We start from the raw sequence: 15,809 nt of genomic DNA, 5'->3' as shown, positions 1-15,809 counted from the left end.
CGATCATCACACTAATATTCGCGGGCGTCCGCGTCGGCAATCATGAGACCGTGTCGGCATGGTGCGATGGGCTGAATCCGCGGATCTTCCCGGCCTGACGGCTGTGGAGCTGGCCGCCGACGGGCTGTTCGAGCAGGTGGGCATCACGTTCCCGCCGGGCACGACGATGATCGAGGAGGTCACCGACCCCGGCCCGGTGCTGGTGGAGGGCGACCCGCCCGACGGCTTCGCCCTCGTCGGCCACGTCGACGGCAACCTCCACCTCGAACAGCTCGCCGTACGCCCCGAGCGGATGCGCCGGGGCATCGGCGGCCGCCTCGTCGCCGCCGTCCTCGACTACGCCCGCGCCACGGGCGCCCCCGCCGTGACGCTGACCACCTTCCGCGACGTGCCCTGGAACGCCCCCTGGTACGAGCGCCACGGCTTCCACGTCCTGCCCGCCGAGGACTGGGGCCCGGAGCTGCATGCCCTGGTGGAGCACGAGCGCACCCTGGGCCTCGACGTGGCCCCCCGCGTCGTCATGAGCGCCATCCCCTGACGGCGGTGGTGCTTCCGAGCTTCCGGCAACGGTGGGGTGCTTCTAGCGGTTGGCGGTGAGCCAGGCGACGGCGAAGTCCACGGCCGTCCTCAGCGGGAACAGCCGCGCGGTAGCGTCCCCCACCGGCCCGCGCCGCACCCGGCAGGCCCGCTCGAACGCGGCGCCCAGCGCGGCGAAGTCGCCCGCGTCGAGGTCCACGTCCTCGAACTCGCACCACTCCCGCCCCCGCCCGTCGTCCACCACCCCCCGGTACGACCGGCGCGGCGGATCGTCACGGAAGCGGTACTCGGCCAGATGGAAGGCCGTGCACCGGTCGTAGCCGACGCCGAGCAGCAGCACGAGCGCCCCGGCGTCGTACAGCCTGCCGAGCGGCGAACGCTCGCCGAGCAGGCAGTCACGCGCGTGACCGTCGATGACGGCGGCGGCGTGCGGCCCCACGGCGGCGAACGAGGTGTGCGGGTGGGCGCTGCGCCGCGCTCCGGGAAGCTGCCGGACGTGCTCGGGTATGCGTCCCATCAGCGCCGTCGGCGTCGTCGCCGGGTCGTACGCGGGCATGGCGGCCCGATGCCGGGCGACCTCCTCGGCGCTCATCCCGGCGACGAGGGCGCGATAGCAGGAGGAGGTGTCGGAGTTGGCCGGGGTCCCGGTGGGGACCACGAGCGTGCCGCCGGGACCCAGCAGGTCACGCAGCGCGGCGACGACGGCCGGAGCACCGCCGTGAACCCGGCCGATGGCACTGAGCGAGGAGTGCACCAGGACGACCTGTCCGGGCGCGACGCCCAGTGCCGCGAAAGCGTGCCTTAAATGGTGATAATTGGGCATCTAACACCTCATTCCTGCTCAATGGCGCTTTCTATACACGAGAGTCGAATAAATGATCTTTCGCAAGCAAATGGCCATATTTCGTGCTGGTGAGGCGTGCTTTCCGGGGTGAGAGACGGCTGACGGGTCCTGATCGCTCCCATATAATTCGACGGGCCGTACGCGGCCAAAATCCTGTATCCACTCCCCACTGAGGCGGGTCGTCGCCGTGGCAATCGCCTCCTGTGAGCCTAAGGTCAACTCCGGGAAAGAACGGGGTGAGGCGAGGGGATTGAGGAGTACGGGTGGGGCACGCGGCCGCCCGCGTCTGCCCAAGCGGCTGGAATTTCCGGTCGCCTGGACCAGCTCCGCCCTGTCCACGGTCGGCACCCGGACGCTCCACGTCGCCTACCCGCTCCTCGCCCTCGCGCAGACCGGCTCGCCCACCGCCGCCGGTTGGACCGGGTTCGCCCTGACCATTCCCATTCTGGTCTTCTACGTCCCGGGTGGCCTCGTCGTCGATCGCCTGTCACCACGGACGATCATGTTCGTCGCCGAGCTGGGCCGTTTCCTCACCGTGCTGTCGGTGCTGGCCTCGCTGGCGTTCGGCGAGCCCCATCTGGTGCATCTCATCCTGGCCGCCCTCCTGGAGGGCACGCTCTGGGTGATGTACAACCTCGCGGAGACGTCGCTCCTGCCGTCGCTGGTGGAGCCGGTGAAAGTACGCAGCGCGCTGGCCAAGAGCGAGGGGGCGGGACATCTGGCCTCGCTGGCGGGCCGGCCGCTCGGCGGCTACCTGTTCGGGCTGGGGGCGATGGTCCCGTTCGTGCTGAACGCCGTCCTGTTCTTCCTCTCCTCGCTGCTGACGCTTCCGCTGCTGCGCCGCTCCGGCCCCCGGCCGCCCCGCGCGTCGCTGCTGCACGACCTGTCGGGAGGGTTCCGCGTGCTGCGCAGGCAGGTCTTCCTGCGGGGCGCGATCACGCTGGTGACGCTGACCAACCTGCTCGTCAACACGCTCGTGATGATCTTCATCGCGGGCTCCGAAGGCATGTCGCCGCTGACCATCGGGCTGGTGCTGGCCGTGGGCGGCGTGGGCGGGGCGCTGGGCGCCCTGCGGGCCCACTACAGGAAGCCGAGCGGCTCCACCCTGCTGGTCCACGCGTGGATCTGGGCCGGAGCGATGTTCCTGGCGATGGTCGGCGCGCTGCTGCAGGCGGTGCTGGGCACCACCTGGCAGTTGTGGCCGATCTTCTTCGCCCTCGCCTTCATCACCACCGGCTACGGCGGCGCGATGAGCAACGTGGCGATCAGGGTGACGGAGGTCGAGCACATCGCGCCCCGCGAGCTGGCGCGGGTGATCGGCGTCTCCCGACTGTCGTCCTACGGCGCCCTCTGCTTCGCCGCGCCGCTCGGCGGCCTGCTCGTCACCTGGTGCGGCATCGAGGGCGGGTCGATCGTGCTGTTCGTGCTGATGCTGGTCCTGGCGCTCGCGGCGACCTACCTGCCGGGCGTGCGGAACTGGCTGACCCCACCCCTGCCGAGCAGGCTGTACGAGCAGCACACCCCCGCACAGGCCGTGTGACCGCTACACGCTGACGAGCCGTCTGGCGTCCTTCTCCATGTGGCCGGGCAGGGGCGGCGCCGAGGCGGAGATGGCCCGCCGCGCCAGGTCGGCAGCGGACGTGGTCTGCCCCGCGAGCTCCTTTACCTTGGCCGCGTAGAGCAGCAGCGGACCGTGGTCGGCGACCTCGGCCAGCGCGTCGGCCATCTCCCGCTCGGCCTCGGCGAGGCTGTCGACCTGAGCCAGCGCGAGCGCGTGCGCCACCCGGGCGAACGGCCGGCGGAGCGGCCGGGCCCGCTCCAGGTCCCGCAGCGCGTCGCGGCCCCGGCCCATCCCGGCCAGGATCTGCCCCCGGCCGAGCAGCGCGTCGAGGTTGTTGCCCTCGCGGTCGAGCACGCCGTCGAGCACCCCGAGGGCGGCCTCGGGATGGCCGCCGTGCCACAGCGCCCAGGCCAGCTCGGTCTGGACGGCGAGGTCGGCGGGCAGGCGGATCATCGCCGCGCGCAGGTCGCGGACCGCCTCCTCGGGCGAGCCCTGAGCCAGCCGCAGCCGGCCGATGGCCGTGAGCAGCGGCCCGACGGCGGTCGCCACCCCGGCGCTCTCGAAGCCCTTGGCGGCTCTGCTGTAGCGGGAGACGGCGGCGGCCAGGTTGCCGCGCCGGTGGTCGACGTTGCCCAGCAGCGATTCGATCTCGGCGCGCAGCTCCAGCTCGTCGTCCTGGGAACGCGCCAGCGCCTCCTCGCCGCGCCTGGCGGCCAGGGCCAGGTCGCCCTCCCGCAGGGCCCCCTCGGCGGCCCGCAGGCAGTCCTCGGGCGGTGACGGCGCCCTGGGAGGGGCGTGCACGGGCTGGACGTCCTGAGGGCGCGGCAGCCGGTCGTAGGCGAGCTCGTACCATCCCTCGCCCTTGTGCCGGCCGGCTCGCAGCAGGTGGCGCTTGACGAGCAGCTCGAACGCGGGCTCGCCGATCCCGGTGACCCCGGCCAGGCCCTGGCCGACCGGCCGCCCGCCCGCAGGCGAGGCGCCGAAGGTCAGCCGCAGCCAGGTGCGCAGCCCGTGCTCGTCGCCGTCGAACCGCTCGGCGGCCAGGTCGGCGATCAGCCGGTCGTAGTGGCGGGCGAGCACCGAGTCCGCGTCGCCGTGCCGGAGCACGTCGCGTACCGAGATCGTCCCGCCGTGCGGCGGCAGCGCCTTCCACAGCGCCTCGCAGACCACCTGGAGCTGGACCGGCTCCACGCCCTCCCCGTGGCGCGCGATGTCCGAACGGGCCCTGATGTCGGCCAGGTCGTTCACCAGCTGCTCGGCGGCGGCCTCGGACAGGGCGCGGCCGGTGCCGGCCATCGGCCGTGTGACCGCTTCCAGCGCGGCGTCGGGCCCGAGGGGCCCCAGCTCGTAACGTGCCGCTGCGGAGCCGGCCAGCGCCCGCTCGTACGGTTCGACGTCGGCGAGGTGGTCGGCGCGGACGGAGAGCAGGACGCGCAGGCCCGGATCGGCCTGGAGCGCCTCGGCGAGCTGGCCGAAGAACCAGTCGCGGTAGGGCTGGTCCCGCCCGTCGGCGGTGAACAGCTCCTCGGCCTGGTCGATGCTCAGCATGGTGAGCGTGCGCTCCCCGTGGACGTCGCGCTTGACCGGACGGGACCGCAGGAACGCGCGGATCGTCAGACCGGCCAGCCGCGTGGGCGGCGCCATCGGCGACCACGACAGCAGAAGGGCCAGCACGTACGGATCGTGGTCGGGCAGCGCGGCCTGTGGATAGGCCGAGCCGTACGTGACCCGGCCGACAGGAAGCACGTCGGTCCGGTTGGGGCTGAGCAGCGGGATGACCCCCGCCTGGAGCAGGGACGTCTTGCCCGTGCCCGACGCGCCGTACAGGACCGTCAGCGGCCGGCTCTCCCAGAGCTCGCGGATGTCACGGGCTTCGCCGTCGCGTCCGAAAAAGGCGTGGTGATCCTCGGCGTGATAGGGGCGTAAACCTTTGTACGGTCCCGCCGCCCGCCGCGTTCTCATGCCGGAAGTCACCATGTCGATCCCATCCGCAGCCGCGTTTCACCGCACAGGTCCCCGGTGTAATGGTGCGCGATATCCTCGCACGTGCGGTCGGACCGGCACACCTGCCCGCGGGGACAAAGTGTTCTCCGGAACGCGGTTTTACCGCCCCTCCGGGGAGGCGTGTCAGATCGAATTCGAGAATGCGGCGACCTGCTCCTTGTCGTCGCCCAGGCAGGAGGCCACCGCCGCACGCAGGGCCGCGCTCTCCAGGTCCTCCAGGTTGCGTAGCGACACGGAGGTGACGTCGATCAGCTGACCTGATCCGTACTGCCGGTCACGCATGTGCACTCCTCTGTTTCGGCCTGCCCGAATACCGATTGGCGCGATGGCAATTATGAGCGTGCGTGATACTTCTGATTATGATTCTGTGATAAGCGGGTCGAGTAATCAAGCTCTAGGATGAGCCATATGATTGCCCGGCGCGTCCGGGTGCGGAGCGGAGGATCGACGTGACGGAGAATTCGTACTCCATGGCGCAGGGACCGAAGGTCTGGGAAAAGGTGCCCAAACGGAATCCGAACTTCACCGGCCGCAACGATCTTCTGACCGCTCTTCGCAAGAGCATCAACACCGTCACCGCCGTCGTGGCGCAGCCGCAGGCCCTGCAGGGGCTCGGCGGCGTGGGCAAGACCCAGCTCGCGATCGAGTACGCGTGGCAGTACCGCGCCCACTACGAGTTCGTCTGGTGGATCTCCGCCGACCAGCCCGTGCTCGTGCCGTCAGCGCTCGCCGCGATGGGCCCGGCGCTCGGCCTGCCCCCGGCCACCGGGGTGGAGCAGGCGACCCAGGCGGTGCTGCGCACGCTGGAGAGCGGCACGCCGTACCGGAGCTGGCTGGTGATCTTCGACAACGCGGAGGAGCCCGAGTACATCAAGGACTTCATCCCGCGAGGTCCCGGCCACGTCCTCATCACCTCGCGAAACTCGCGCTGGAGCGACCACGAGCCGACCATCCAGGTGGACGTCTTCGAGCGCCAGGAGAGCGTCGACTTCCTGCGCAAGCGTCTCAGGGGCACGGTCGGGGAGGCGGACGCGGACCTGATCGCCGAGAAGCTCGGCGACCTCCCGCTGGCGTTGGAGCAGGCGGGCGCCCTGCTGGCCAGGACGCTCATGCCGGTGGAGGAGTACGTGGCGCTGCTGGACGAGCAGACCAGCCGGCTGCTCAGCCTGGAGAAGGCGCCGATGTATCCGCAGTCGATGACGGCCGCCTGGCAGTTGTCGGTGTCGCAGCTGGAGGACCGGGTGCCCGAGGCGGTCGAGGTGCTGCGCTGCTGCGCGTTCTTCGGCCCTGAGCCCATCCCGCGCGACGTCTTCCGGCGCGGCGGCAACCGGTCGGTCGGCCCGCGGCTGGCGCCCATCCTGTCGGACCCGATCCTGCTGGCCAGCGCCCTGAGCAACCTCGAACGCTACGCGCTCGTCAAGGCCGAGCCCAACACCCGCACCCTCCAGGTCCACCGGCTGAACCAGGCGTTGCTGCGCGACGAGACGCCGGAGAAGGAACGCGGCGAGTTCCGCCACGAGGTGCACCTGCTCCTGGCCGGCAGCGCGCCGGACAACCCGGACGACACGAGCAAGTGGGCCAGTTTCGAGGAGCTGGCCGCGCACCTGCGGCCCTCCGGGCTGATCGACTGCGTGGATCCCGGGGTGCGCAAGTTCGCCCTCGACCTGGTGCGCTACATGTACGTGCGCGGCAGCTACACCCAGGCCCAGGCACTGCTCGACGAGTACATCGAGAAGTGGACCGAGAAGAGCGGGGCTCGCCATCCCAACGTGCTGTCGGCGCGCGTCCATCTCGGCAACGTCTACCGGGCGCTGGCCCTCTACGACAAGGCCTACGACCTCGACTCGGTGACCTGGGAGCTGATGCGGGAGTCCCTGCGCCACGACCACGCCGACACGATCTGGGCCACCAGCAGCTACGCCGCCACCCTGCGGGGCCGCGGCGAGTTCAGCCGGGCGCGGGAGGTCGACCAGGAGGCGGTGGAGGCCTACGAGCGGCTGCACGGCGAGGACGATATCCTGACGCTGCGCTCCCGCAACAACCTGGCCGTCGACTACGCGCTCACCAGCGACTACGACCAGGCGCGCGAGATCCTGCAGAAGGTCTACCGGAAGGTGAGCGTCGAGGAGAACATGGGCAGCCGGTTCTTCCTGCAGATCTGGAGCAACCTCAACCGGGCGGTCCGGTTGAGCGGGCGGTTCCAGGCGGCTGCCGACATGGGCGAGGACCTGCACACCTACGGCGGCACCCACCTTGGCGAGGACCATCCCAACACGCTGCTGGCGGCCAAGGACTACGCGATCTCGCTGCGCAGGACGGGACAGGTGGGCGAGGCCGTGGAGCTCATGCGTGACACCTACAAGCGCCTGCAGCGGCTGTACGGCGACCGGCACGGCGACACGATGGCGGCGGCGCTGGGCCTGTCCAACGCGTTGCGCGCCGCGGGCGACCTAGAGGCGGCCGGGCAACTGGCCGAGGAGGCGCTGACCTACTATCCGTCGGTGTTCGGCGACGACCACCCCTTCACCCACGCCGTACGGATCAACCAGGCTCTGCTCCTGCGGCTGAGCGGCGACGTGACCACGGCGCGTCAGATGAACCAGCGCGCGCTGGCCGGTCTCACCGAGCGGGTCGGCCGCGCGCACGACTACACCGTCTCCTGCGCCGTCAACCTGCAGAACGACCTGGCCGCGCTCGGTGAGCACGACAGGGCCCGGCAGCTCGGAGAGGAGAATTACCGGGCGATCCGTACACACTTCAGCGAGGATCACTACCTGAGCATGATCTGCGCCGCCAACCTGAGCATCGACCTGCGCGAGACGGGGGCGACGGAAGAGGCCGACCGGCTGCACGCCGAGACGATGAAGCGCTTCGCCCTGCACATGGGGCAGGACCATCCCGACAGCCTGGCGGCGGCGTCCGGCCTGCGCATCGACACGGACTTCGACCCGCCGCCCCTCTGACCCGCCGCCCCTCTGACCCCGGCGTCTCAGCGGAGGCGGGTCTGCCGGCGGTGGCGTTCGGAGAGCAGGCCCGCGCGGGCGGCCGCGGCCGGGGTGACCGGCTCGGCCCGCCAGCGGCCGAGCAGGCCGCGCAGCTCGCCGACGAGCTCCTCCCCGGCCGGGGTCAGGCCGCCGCTGCCGAGCAGCGTCGCGCAGACCTGGTAGGAGGCCTCGCGCCAGCGGGCGAACTCCACCTGGGCCCGCGGGCCGATCCCGGCGTCGGCGGCGTGCACCCGCCAGAACCCGGCGACTGCGGCGTGCGCGTACGCGCCGTGCAGCAGGCCGAACAGCGGACGCGGATCCGGGCGCCAGGGCGCGTAGTAGCGGCGGCCGTCGTCGGGACGGACCAGCTCCACCACCTCGCTCAGCGCGTTCAGCTTGGCGTGCTGCAACTCGTGCGCCAGCGTGACGGCCATGCCGATCCCGTCCAGCGGGTCGGACAGCGCGATCGCGCCGAAGGCGTCGCGTGCGGAGGCGCTGTGCTGGTCGCGCTCGCCCGCCAGCACGGGGGTGAGGACCGAGACGGCGGCTCCGAGTTCCGCCGCGACCGCCGGGTGCCGGCTGGTGAGCACCTCCCAGGCGCCGCGCGCGCAGGCGAACCACCGCTCCCGCCGCTCGTCCGTCAGCCGCCCGTCGACGTCGTCGCCCGGCCAGCGGCACGGGTCCAGGTCGTCGATCGTCAGCGACAGCCCGGGGGTCCCCGGCACCTGGTGCAGCACCTGCCAGCCGGGACCGTCACGTACCGGGGAGATCTCGATCTTGTGCCTGCCGGCCCGCAGCTCGGCGCCGCCGGACGCCGGCTCCACGGCCACCTCCGTGACCTCGGGCAGGCCGCCGGGCAGCGTCACCAGGCCCAGCGTGGGCAGCATGAGCGTGCCGTCGGACGCCGGGACGCGCAGGCGGCACGGCGCGCCCGCCCGCACGGCCGCCGCGAGCGCGAGCGCCGCCAGTTCGCCGGGGGACCCGCCGGGCAGCGCCCGGCAGGTGCGCAGCAGCCACGCGCCGGTCACCGGATAGCGCAGGCAGCGGTCGACCTGCTCGGGGAAGCGCTCCTCCAGCTCCGACAGCGTCTCGTAGGCGGCCGCCACCAGTGCCGCGTCGCGGTGGCCGATCCGGCGGGTCTCGTCCACGAGGAAGCGCGCCAGCAGGCGGTGCTTGCTCGCCTGGGCGGCGCACAACTCCGCGACCGCCGCCGCTCCGCCCGTGCCCGTCCCCGTGGCGAGCGTCGCGAACGCCGCGGCCGAGATCCGATGGCCTGCCGCGCTCACCCGGCTCCTCTCAGGCGCGCCATGTCCCGCTCGCACCTGGCCGAGATGTGGCTGATCAACCGGTACAGGTCCGGGCAGTAGACGGAAGGCTCGGCGAACCCGGTGTCCGGGCTGTAGCGGTGCGCGTACTGGCCGCCGCCGCAGACGTTCACGAGGTCGCAGGCGCGGCAGGTGCCGGACAGCGCCAGCTCGCCGATCTGCCGGGCCACGATCGGCGGCTGCAGGAGCGCCTTGTCCAGCGGGTCGGTGAGCACGTGCAGGCTGGTGGCGGTGGCGCCCTCGAAGGCGCTCTTCAGGATGTCCGACTGTTCGATGCCGCCGTTCGTCTCGATCACCACCATGCGCACCGGCGACAGGCCCACCGCCTCCGCACGCGAGGCCCCGCCCATCAGCAGCCGCATGATCTCCCGGAACAGGCGGATCTCCGTCTGCAGGACCGGGCTGTCGTACCAGCGGTCGAAGATCGGGATCAGCCAGTCGGCGTACGGTGTCGCCGGCGAGCCCGGGGTGCGGAACGGCGGCGGGGTGGCCCAGTTGCCGTGCGGCAGCAGGAAGTCGACCGCCGGCGGGTCGAACTCCAGCAGCGCCTCATAGGTGCGCAGCGGGTCGTTGCGGACGTCGATCGTGCACAGGATGCCGTTGAACAGATGGTGGTAGGGGCCCGAGGTCAGCCTGCGCAGCGACTCGCTGACCAGCGCGTGACTGCCGCGCCCGTCGGCGAAGCGCCGGTGCCGGTCCTGCCCCTCGGCGTCGCCGTCGAGGCTCACGCCGACGTGCACCTCCAGCGAGTCGAACAGCTCCAGGAAGGCCGGGCCGAGCCGGACGCCGTTGGTCTGGACGGTGACGTTGACCCGCGTGCCGGTGCCCACCGCGCCGCGGACGCCCAGGACCAGGCGGGAGATGAGGTCGGGGCCTGCCAGCAGGGGTTCGCCGCCGTGCAGGATGACGTCGATCTCCGGGAGGTCGTAGCGGGCGGTGTGCTCGCCGATCCGCTCGATCGCGCGGTCGGCGATGGCGTCGGACATGCGCCGGGGCTGGCCGCGCCAGCTCTGGTCGGCCATCTCGTACACGTAGCAGTGGCGGCAGGCCAGATCGCAGCGGCTGTGGATCTTCAGGATGAACTGCTGAAAGGCCAGCGGGGTCCAGCCGCCGGCCAGCAGTGCGTCAACGTCGAGGAATTCCGGGAACCTCCGCGTGAGCAGTGGCTCCGAATCAGGCCTTCCCAGCAACGGCTACCTCATTATGCGTCGTGCACGCCATTGTGCCCTTCTGACAAGGACTTCCGCTTTCGCGGATTGTGCGCTACGCCCCTCCCTATCTCTCACGACAGGGAAGACAAGTCAAGATTTGGGCCGGTTGGAAGTCATTTCTTCCTGGTGGTAGAGCAATTCCTCGAAGAATAGGTACAGGCCGTCGATTTCGGCGACGAGCGGGAGCCAGTCGTAGGTGCCCAGCCCGTCGGGCTCCAGGGGCGACAGGAGATGCGCCGCCGCTCTCAGCTCGTTGCGCGGGATCTCGATCGGCACGCTGCCGGGCGGCCCGCCGCGCGCCCTGGCCAGCGGGTGCCCGGGGCCCCGTACGCCCAGCGCGGCCAGCACCAGCTCCGCCGGATGCCGGGAGATCGCGCCGTCGGCCAGGTCGGGCGCGCCCGGGTTGGCCAGCGCCACCAGCACGCGCAGCTCGGGAGGCAGGTCGCGCAGCACCCGCGGCGGCCGGTCCACCTCGCTGTGCCGCTGGGCACGCGCCAGGAGCAGCAGCACCTCGGGGGTCCGCTCGCGCAGCCCGCGCTGCACCTCCGGCACGCAGTCCGCGGGGGAGCGTTCGGTCACCGCCATCCGGTGGCCGATGGCCTGCCGGACGAGGGCGAGAGGTTCGCCCAGCATGGCCGCCGCCAGCCGCCGGTAGTTGTCGTCCGGGTCCTCGGTGAGCGCGTAGGCGTAGCGGCAGACGGGATCGGCGGAGCGCGGGTCCGCGTACCGCCGCAGCTCCCGGGCGACCAGGTCGAGCTCGCGCCTGGACTCCAGCGGCACGGCGGCGAGACGGATGCGCGAGGTGATCAACCGGCTCCCGTGGTAGGCGGCCACGGCCGCCGCGACGAGCGCCGCCCCCAGACCGGCCCCGAGCAGGCCGGGGTGCTGCGACGCGGTCGCGAGCGTCACGAAGGCCAGCGCCACGGCCGCGGTCAAGGCCCCGGCCAGCCACCTGATCCGGTTCAGCCGCAACAGGACGACCGCGTCGCGGATCTTGCGGAACTCCTCCCAGTCGGACGTCGCGCGCCGCCGCCTGGCCTCGGCGATCGCCGCCGCCAGCTCCGCCCGCCTGGCCGGCCAGCCGGACGCCGGCTTCTCCTCGCCGCGTTCGAGCCGATCGGCCACCTCGGCCAGGCTCCGCTGCAGCGTGACGGCCTCCTCGCGGCGTACGGAGTTCAGCTGTTCCAGCGAGGCCGTCAGTGCTCGCAGGGTCTCGTCGAGCTCACCGGGATCCCGTACGGGCTGCTCGTCGCCGGCGAGCACGTGGCCGATCTCCGCCAGGACCGCGTCCAGCCCGCGCGAGAACACGGCCGAGCCGTCGGCCACCAGCACCCGGTGCACGGCCTTGCGCAGATGGTCCAGCACGGCGGGGCTGACGTAGCCGGTGACGACGAGCGCGGTGAAGACGGGGTTGCCGCCCGACCTGGCCTTCCTGCTCAGGCGGACCAGCTCGGTCGCGCGCGCCGCCTCGTCGTCGAAGAAGATGGCCTCGCTCAGCCTGATCACGGCGCGGGGAGCGCGCCCGCCGGGGAAGCAGAACTCGGTCGTCCCGCCGTCGGTCCTGCCGCGTTCCGCCGTGAGCCCGGCGGCCAGCAGCTTCGCCTCCACGAGCATCTCCAGCCCCGGGAGGTCGGGCGAGCGGCCGTGCCGGGCCGCCGCGGCGTCGACCGCCGTGGCGCCGACGGCCGCGCCGGGCTCGGCGTCCTCGAAGCTCGCCCAGCTCAGCTGCAGCAACAGGCGGAGGTTGCCGCCGCTGTGGCGCAGCAGCGCCAGCAGGCCGGAGTCGGTGAACGGCCGGATGTCCGGCGCCGGGGTCGCGAGATACGCCGACAGCACCAGCCTGGCCTCGTCCGGGGTGAGCGGCAGCAGCCGCACGGCGCCGGCGCCGATCCGCTGGCGGAAGTCGGGCGGCACGCAGTCCCAGCCCGCCTCGCTGGTCACCAGGAGCAGCATCCCGCCGGCCCGGGGGATCGCCTCGACCAGGCTCTGCAGGAGGCCCACGTTCGCCGGGATCGGGTCGCCGTCCTCCAGGAGGAACTTCTCGCACTGGTCCAGGACCACCATGAAAGGGCGGCCGCTCCCGGTCATCAGCGCCGTCAGCAACTGCACGCCGTAGCGGCACATCACCGGGTCGTCGAGCTGCCCGCGCACCCCGATGGCCAGGGCCGCCTCCGTGCTGATCGGCCTGCCGCACAGCCAGTCGTAGGCGGCCTCGGAGAAGCCGGGATTGGCCAGGAACGACAGCGCCCGCTGGAACTCGGCCCCGTTGCCCGCGACCGCGGAGATCTCCTTGGCCTGCTCCTCCAGCACCTGCCCGGACGGGACCAGATCCGGGTCGCCGGCCCGGGCCACCAGGTCCTCCCACACCCGGTCGAGGTAGCGCTCGTTCAGATCCGTCAGCAGAGTCTGCGGAAGCTGCGATACCAGCCGGCGGTAGGCGGCGACGAAGTCGTCCTCCTGGAACCGCAGGTAGAGCTGGACCGCCTCGGGAGCCTCCCGCCCGGCCTGCGCCATCATGTGCCGGGCGGCGTGCGTCTTGCCCACCCCGTGCGCCCCGTACAGGCAGCCGAGGCCGCCCTCGCCGGCGGCCCCGCCGCGGAAGGCGCGCAGGTACTCGCCGGACAGACGGACCGCGCCGCGCACGCCGGGCAGCAGCGCGGTCGGGGTGTGCCGCGCCCAGTCGTCACGGAAGTCGCGTCGTGAGGTCTCCTCCGCGCTGGAGGTGCCGCGCGCGGGGAACGGGTTCCTCGTGGGGTGACCGGCCATGGGAGCCTCCTAGCCCGCTTTCCATTTCTCGCCCTGCCACATCCTGAGCCGCAACCAGCTCTCGCTCATGTGCAGCCCCTCGGTGGGCCAGGGATCGTCCTTGTCGTACTCGCTGAGCCGGAAGTCGAGCAGCAGCTGCAGGTGCCGCATGGCCTGGCCGATCGTGTACGGGCGTCCGCTGAAGGCGCTCTTGACGCCCTCCGGCTGGAAGGGAGCGGGCGGCCGGCCGTTCCAGCGGCCCGTGGCCAGCTCGCAGATCTGCTCCGGGGTCAGCGTGCCGAGGTCGACGACATGGCCGGCGAACTGCTCCCGGTCCGCCTTGGTGAGCTGGACGGTGTTGGCGTGGTCGTACGTCTCGACGGTGAACACGACGACGCAGGCCGTGCCCTCGAAGACCCGGGTCGCCAGGGTGATCAGCTTCTTGGTGGGCACGTCCTCGTAGCAGACCCCGAAGCCCGCCTCGCGGCCCGCGAACGTGGCGCCGATCGAACCGGCGATGTCCTGGAGGTCGTAGTCGTCCATCCGGTCGGCGGTGGTGCGCCGGCTCAGCTCGGTGAAGCGGGCGCGCAGGTCGGGCGGGACGCTGATGGCCGCGGCGTTCATCTTGTTGCGCAGCGAGAGCAGGGTGGAGCACATCATGGCGTAGGCGTCGTGCGTCATGTCGGTGCGCCCGGCGCGGTGGGTGACGAACGTGTGCCCGGGGCCCGTCGAGGTGGCCTTCCGGTACAGGTGCATGATGTGGTTGGCCAGCGAGGTCCGCCCGCTCTTGCCGACCCCGGTGATGAGGAAGAAGGCCGGGCGCCCGGCGTCGGCGGCCTCCCGCACGGCCGTCTCGATCGCGGGCAGCTGGATGAACCCGGCCAGCGGCAGCAACAGCTCGTGGTCGGCGTCCAGGCTGACGGCGTCCAGCGGGCGGCAGACGTACGGGTTGCCGGACCGGAGGCCGTACAGCTCGTAGCGGACCTCGCCGATGTCCATGCCTCAGCCGCCGATCATCGTGAGGTAGGCCGGCAGGTCGGCGGCCGACGCCTCGAAGGCGGAGCCGGTGAACAGGTGCGGGTAGAAGTCGTGCTTGCCGTGGTAGGCCCTGGCCAGGTGCTGGATCTGGTCGGCCCGGCCGCGGAAGCGGGTCTGGAAGCCCTGGGCGACGTCGAGGACGAGCCGGTCCTGGTGGACGAGTTCGAGCGCGACGAGGAGGTCGGGGTGGCGGACGACGTCGGCGAACAGGTCGGGGCTCTGCACGCGGAGCACGACGAGGCGGACGATGAGGTCGGTGTGGAGGGCGGCGAGGCCGGGGGTGGCCTCGATGACCGCCTCGGTCACGCGCAGGAGGTTGAGCACCCGTTTGATCTTGCGAGGGTTCGGGGTGACGATCTTCTCCAGGGTGGCGGCGTGCCTGGCGGCGAGGGCGCCGGGGCCTGAGGCGTGGATGAAGCGGCCGACCTCGGCGGGGCCGAGCGGGTAGAGGTGCAGCGGGAGCTGGATCATCTTGTCGAGGTAGTCGTCGCCGATGGCGGCGTGGTCGGCCTCGGGGAAGCCGAACGGCTGATACTTGACCGAGATGCCGCGGTTGACGACGTCCTTGGCCAGGGCGATCAGGACGAAGACGTGTTTGAGGTCGAGGAAGAGCTTGATGGACTCCAGCACGTCGATGATCTGGTCGGGTTCGCAGCGGTCGAGGTCGTCGACGAAGAACACGATCTTCTTGCCCTGGGCGGCGAGGCGGTCGGCCTCCTCCTGGAGCAGTCCGCGCAGGCGGCCGGTCTGGCTGTCGACGCGGCCGCGCATCTCGGCGTACTGCCGGGCCAGGTTGCCGATCTTCTCGACGCTGACCGAGGTCAGGCTGAGTTTCTTCAGCATTTCGTCGGCGGCGAGGTTGAGCATGATGAGGCCGAGGCGTTTGACGGTGCCGGCGAAGCGGCGGGCGGGGTCCTTGTCGAGTTCGTCGTGCAGCGCGTTGAGGAGGGGGAGCAGCATCTCGGGCTCGCGCCGGTGGACCCAGGGGTTGAAGTGCACCCGGACGAAGGCGTCGCCGTGCCGGTCGAGCAGCCGTTCGTTCACCATGTCGAGCAGGGTGGATTTCCCGCTGCCCCACGCGCCGTAAACACCGATCGTAAAGGGTGTTTCCGTCTGGGGATTGGTGATGACCGAAACGAGCGGATCGACGTAACGCCGAAACTGGAGAAGGTCGCCGCGCCAATTGGCGGGAGCGTCCGAGAGCATTGCGATATCGGGCATTGTCCCTCCAGAAACGAGGATGCATCGTTCCGGAGGCCCAATACCGCGTGTTATCGAACTGTGATCGCGTCCTGGATCTCCTGGATCGAGGGGTTCACGAGGGCGGAGCCGTCCGGGAGCACGACGGTGGGGATGAGCCAGGAGCCGCCACCCAGCTCGGTGATCAGCTCGATGGCGCCGGGCGTCTCGTCCACGTCGACCTCGGTGTAGGGGATGCCGGCGCGGCCGAGCTGTCCCTTGAGGCGCTGGCAGTGGCCGCACCAGGGGGCGCTGTAGATGGTGATCATGTATTCCCCATTCGAACGGTGGGTTTGACCCGCGGGCGAGGCAGCGAATACT

Annotated in this window: 12 protein-coding genes; 3 read left to right on the top strand and 9 right to left on the bottom strand. The window is 71.4% G+C overall.

The annotated features are described in order from the left end of the window. Positions 1-58: 58 nt before the first annotated feature. Entirely contained in the window at positions 59-538 is a 480-nt protein-coding gene (locus tag ACWDXC_RS33775; RefSeq protein ID WP_449988846.1) for a GNAT family N-acetyltransferase, read from the top strand. A gap of 42 nt (positions 539-580) precedes the next feature. Here the strand turns inward: ACWDXC_RS33775 and ACWDXC_RS33770 are convergent, their stop codons facing one another. Further along, positions 581-1,360, bottom strand: a complete 780-nt coding sequence (locus ACWDXC_RS33770; protein WP_219503519.1) for an aminoglycoside N(3)-acetyltransferase — start codon at positions 1,358-1,360, stop codon at positions 581-583. A 271-nt stretch (positions 1,361-1,631) separates the two neighbouring features. On the opposite strand from ACWDXC_RS33770, the gene ACWDXC_RS33765 reads away from it, so the two are divergent. After that, positions 1,632-2,921, top strand: coding sequence for an MFS transporter (locus ACWDXC_RS33765; protein ID WP_219503515.1), 1,290 nt, complete (start codon positions 1,632-1,634; stop codon positions 2,919-2,921). A 3-nt stretch (positions 2,922-2,924) separates the two neighbouring features. On the opposite strand, the gene ACWDXC_RS33760 is transcribed toward ACWDXC_RS33765, so the two are convergent. Further along, positions 2,925-4,904: an nSTAND1 domain-containing NTPase gene (locus tag ACWDXC_RS33760; protein WP_449988842.1), complete on the bottom strand. Its 1,980-nt coding sequence runs from the start codon at positions 4,902-4,904 to the stop codon at positions 2,925-2,927. 165 nt (positions 4,905-5,069) lie between these two features. Further along, positions 5,070-5,228, bottom strand: coding sequence for an FxSxx-COOH cyclophane-containing RiPP peptide (gene fxsA, locus ACWDXC_RS33755; RefSeq protein ID WP_219503507.1), 159 nt, complete (start codon positions 5,226-5,228; stop codon positions 5,070-5,072). 167 nt (positions 5,229-5,395) lie between these two features. Between fxsA and fxsT the strand changes: the two genes are divergently transcribed. Beyond that, positions 5,396-7,909 carry an FxSxx-COOH system tetratricopeptide repeat protein gene (gene fxsT, locus ACWDXC_RS33750; protein WP_449988839.1) on the top strand — a complete coding sequence of 838 codons (2,514 nt, stop codon included), beginning with the start codon at positions 5,396-5,398 and terminating at the stop codon, positions 7,907-7,909. Positions 7,910-7,935: 26 nt separating this feature from the next. Here the strand turns inward: fxsT and ACWDXC_RS33745 are convergent, their stop codons facing one another. The 6 genes from ACWDXC_RS33745 to ACWDXC_RS33720 all read right to left on the bottom strand — a co-directional run bounded on the left by ACWDXC_RS33745 (position 7,936) and on the right by ACWDXC_RS33720 (position 15,757). Beyond that, on the bottom strand, positions 7,936-9,216 hold the full coding sequence (locus ACWDXC_RS33745; protein WP_449988836.1) for an HEXXH motif domain-containing protein: 1,281 nt from the start codon (positions 9,214-9,216) through the stop codon (positions 7,936-7,938). Beyond that, positions 9,213-10,445 carry an FxsB family cyclophane-forming radical SAM/SPASM peptide maturase gene (locus ACWDXC_RS33740; protein WP_449988833.1) on the bottom strand — a complete coding sequence of 411 codons (1,233 nt, stop codon included), beginning with the start codon at positions 10,443-10,445 and terminating at the stop codon, positions 9,213-9,215. The genes ACWDXC_RS33745 and ACWDXC_RS33740 overlap by 4 nt, the downstream gene beginning before the upstream one ends. Before the next feature lie 111 nt (positions 10,446-10,556). Continuing rightward, on the bottom strand, positions 10,557-13,232 hold the full coding sequence (locus ACWDXC_RS33735) for a hypothetical protein (protein ID WP_449988830.1): 2,676 nt from the start codon (positions 13,230-13,232) through the stop codon (positions 10,557-10,559). Between the two features lie 9 nt (positions 13,233-13,241). Beyond that, a complete protein-coding gene (locus ACWDXC_RS33730) occupies positions 13,242-14,210 on the bottom strand; it encodes a hypothetical protein (RefSeq protein WP_449988828.1) in 969 nt (322 codons plus the stop codon). A gap of 3 nt (positions 14,211-14,213) precedes the next feature. Then, on the bottom strand, positions 14,214-15,455 hold the full coding sequence (locus tag ACWDXC_RS33725; RefSeq protein WP_246644500.1) for a KAP family P-loop NTPase fold protein: 1,242 nt from the start codon (positions 15,453-15,455) through the stop codon (positions 14,214-14,216). A gap of 65 nt (positions 15,456-15,520) precedes the next feature. Beyond that, entirely contained in the window at positions 15,521-15,757 is a 237-nt protein-coding gene (locus ACWDXC_RS33720; protein WP_449988827.1) for a glutaredoxin domain-containing protein, read from the bottom strand. Between the last annotated feature and the right edge of the window lie 52 nt (positions 15,758-15,809).

The sequence above is a fragment of the Nonomuraea sp. NPDC003214 genome (assembly GCF_053590035.1).
Note: the sequence above shows the minus strand (reverse complement) of the source record. Positions and strands in the feature narration are given on the sequence as shown.

What these genes read in the sequence shown, in the direction of transcription:
- ACWDXC_RS33775 (WP_449988846.1), top strand. Translation starts at nt 59, where the DNA reads ATGGTGCGATGGGCTGAATCCGCGGATCTTCCCGGCCTGACGGCTGTG.
- ACWDXC_RS33735 (WP_449988830.1), bottom strand. Translation starts at nt 13,232, where the DNA reads ATGGCCGGTCACCCCACGAGGAACCCGTTCCCCGCGCGCGGCACCTCC.
- fxsA (WP_219503507.1), bottom strand. Translation starts at nt 5,228, where the DNA reads ATGCGTGACCGGCAGTACGGATCAGGTCAGCTGATCGACGTCACCTCC.
- ACWDXC_RS33760 (WP_449988842.1), bottom strand. Translation starts at nt 4,904, where the DNA reads ATGAGAACGCGGCGGGCGGCGGGACCGTACAAAGGTTTACGCCCCTAT.
- ACWDXC_RS33725 (WP_246644500.1), bottom strand. Translation starts at nt 15,455, where the DNA reads ATGCTCTCGGACGCTCCCGCCAATTGGCGCGGCGACCTTCTCCAGTTT.
- ACWDXC_RS33770 (WP_219503519.1), bottom strand. Translation starts at nt 1,360, where the DNA reads ATGCCCAATTATCACCATTTAAGGCACGCTTTCGCGGCACTGGGCGTC.
- ACWDXC_RS33720 (WP_449988827.1), bottom strand. Translation starts at nt 15,757, where the DNA reads ATGATCACCATCTACAGCGCCCCCTGGTGCGGCCACTGCCAGCGCCTC.
- ACWDXC_RS33730 (WP_449988828.1), bottom strand. Translation starts at nt 14,210, where the DNA reads ATGGACATCGGCGAGGTCCGCTACGAGCTGTACGGCCTCCGGTCCGGC.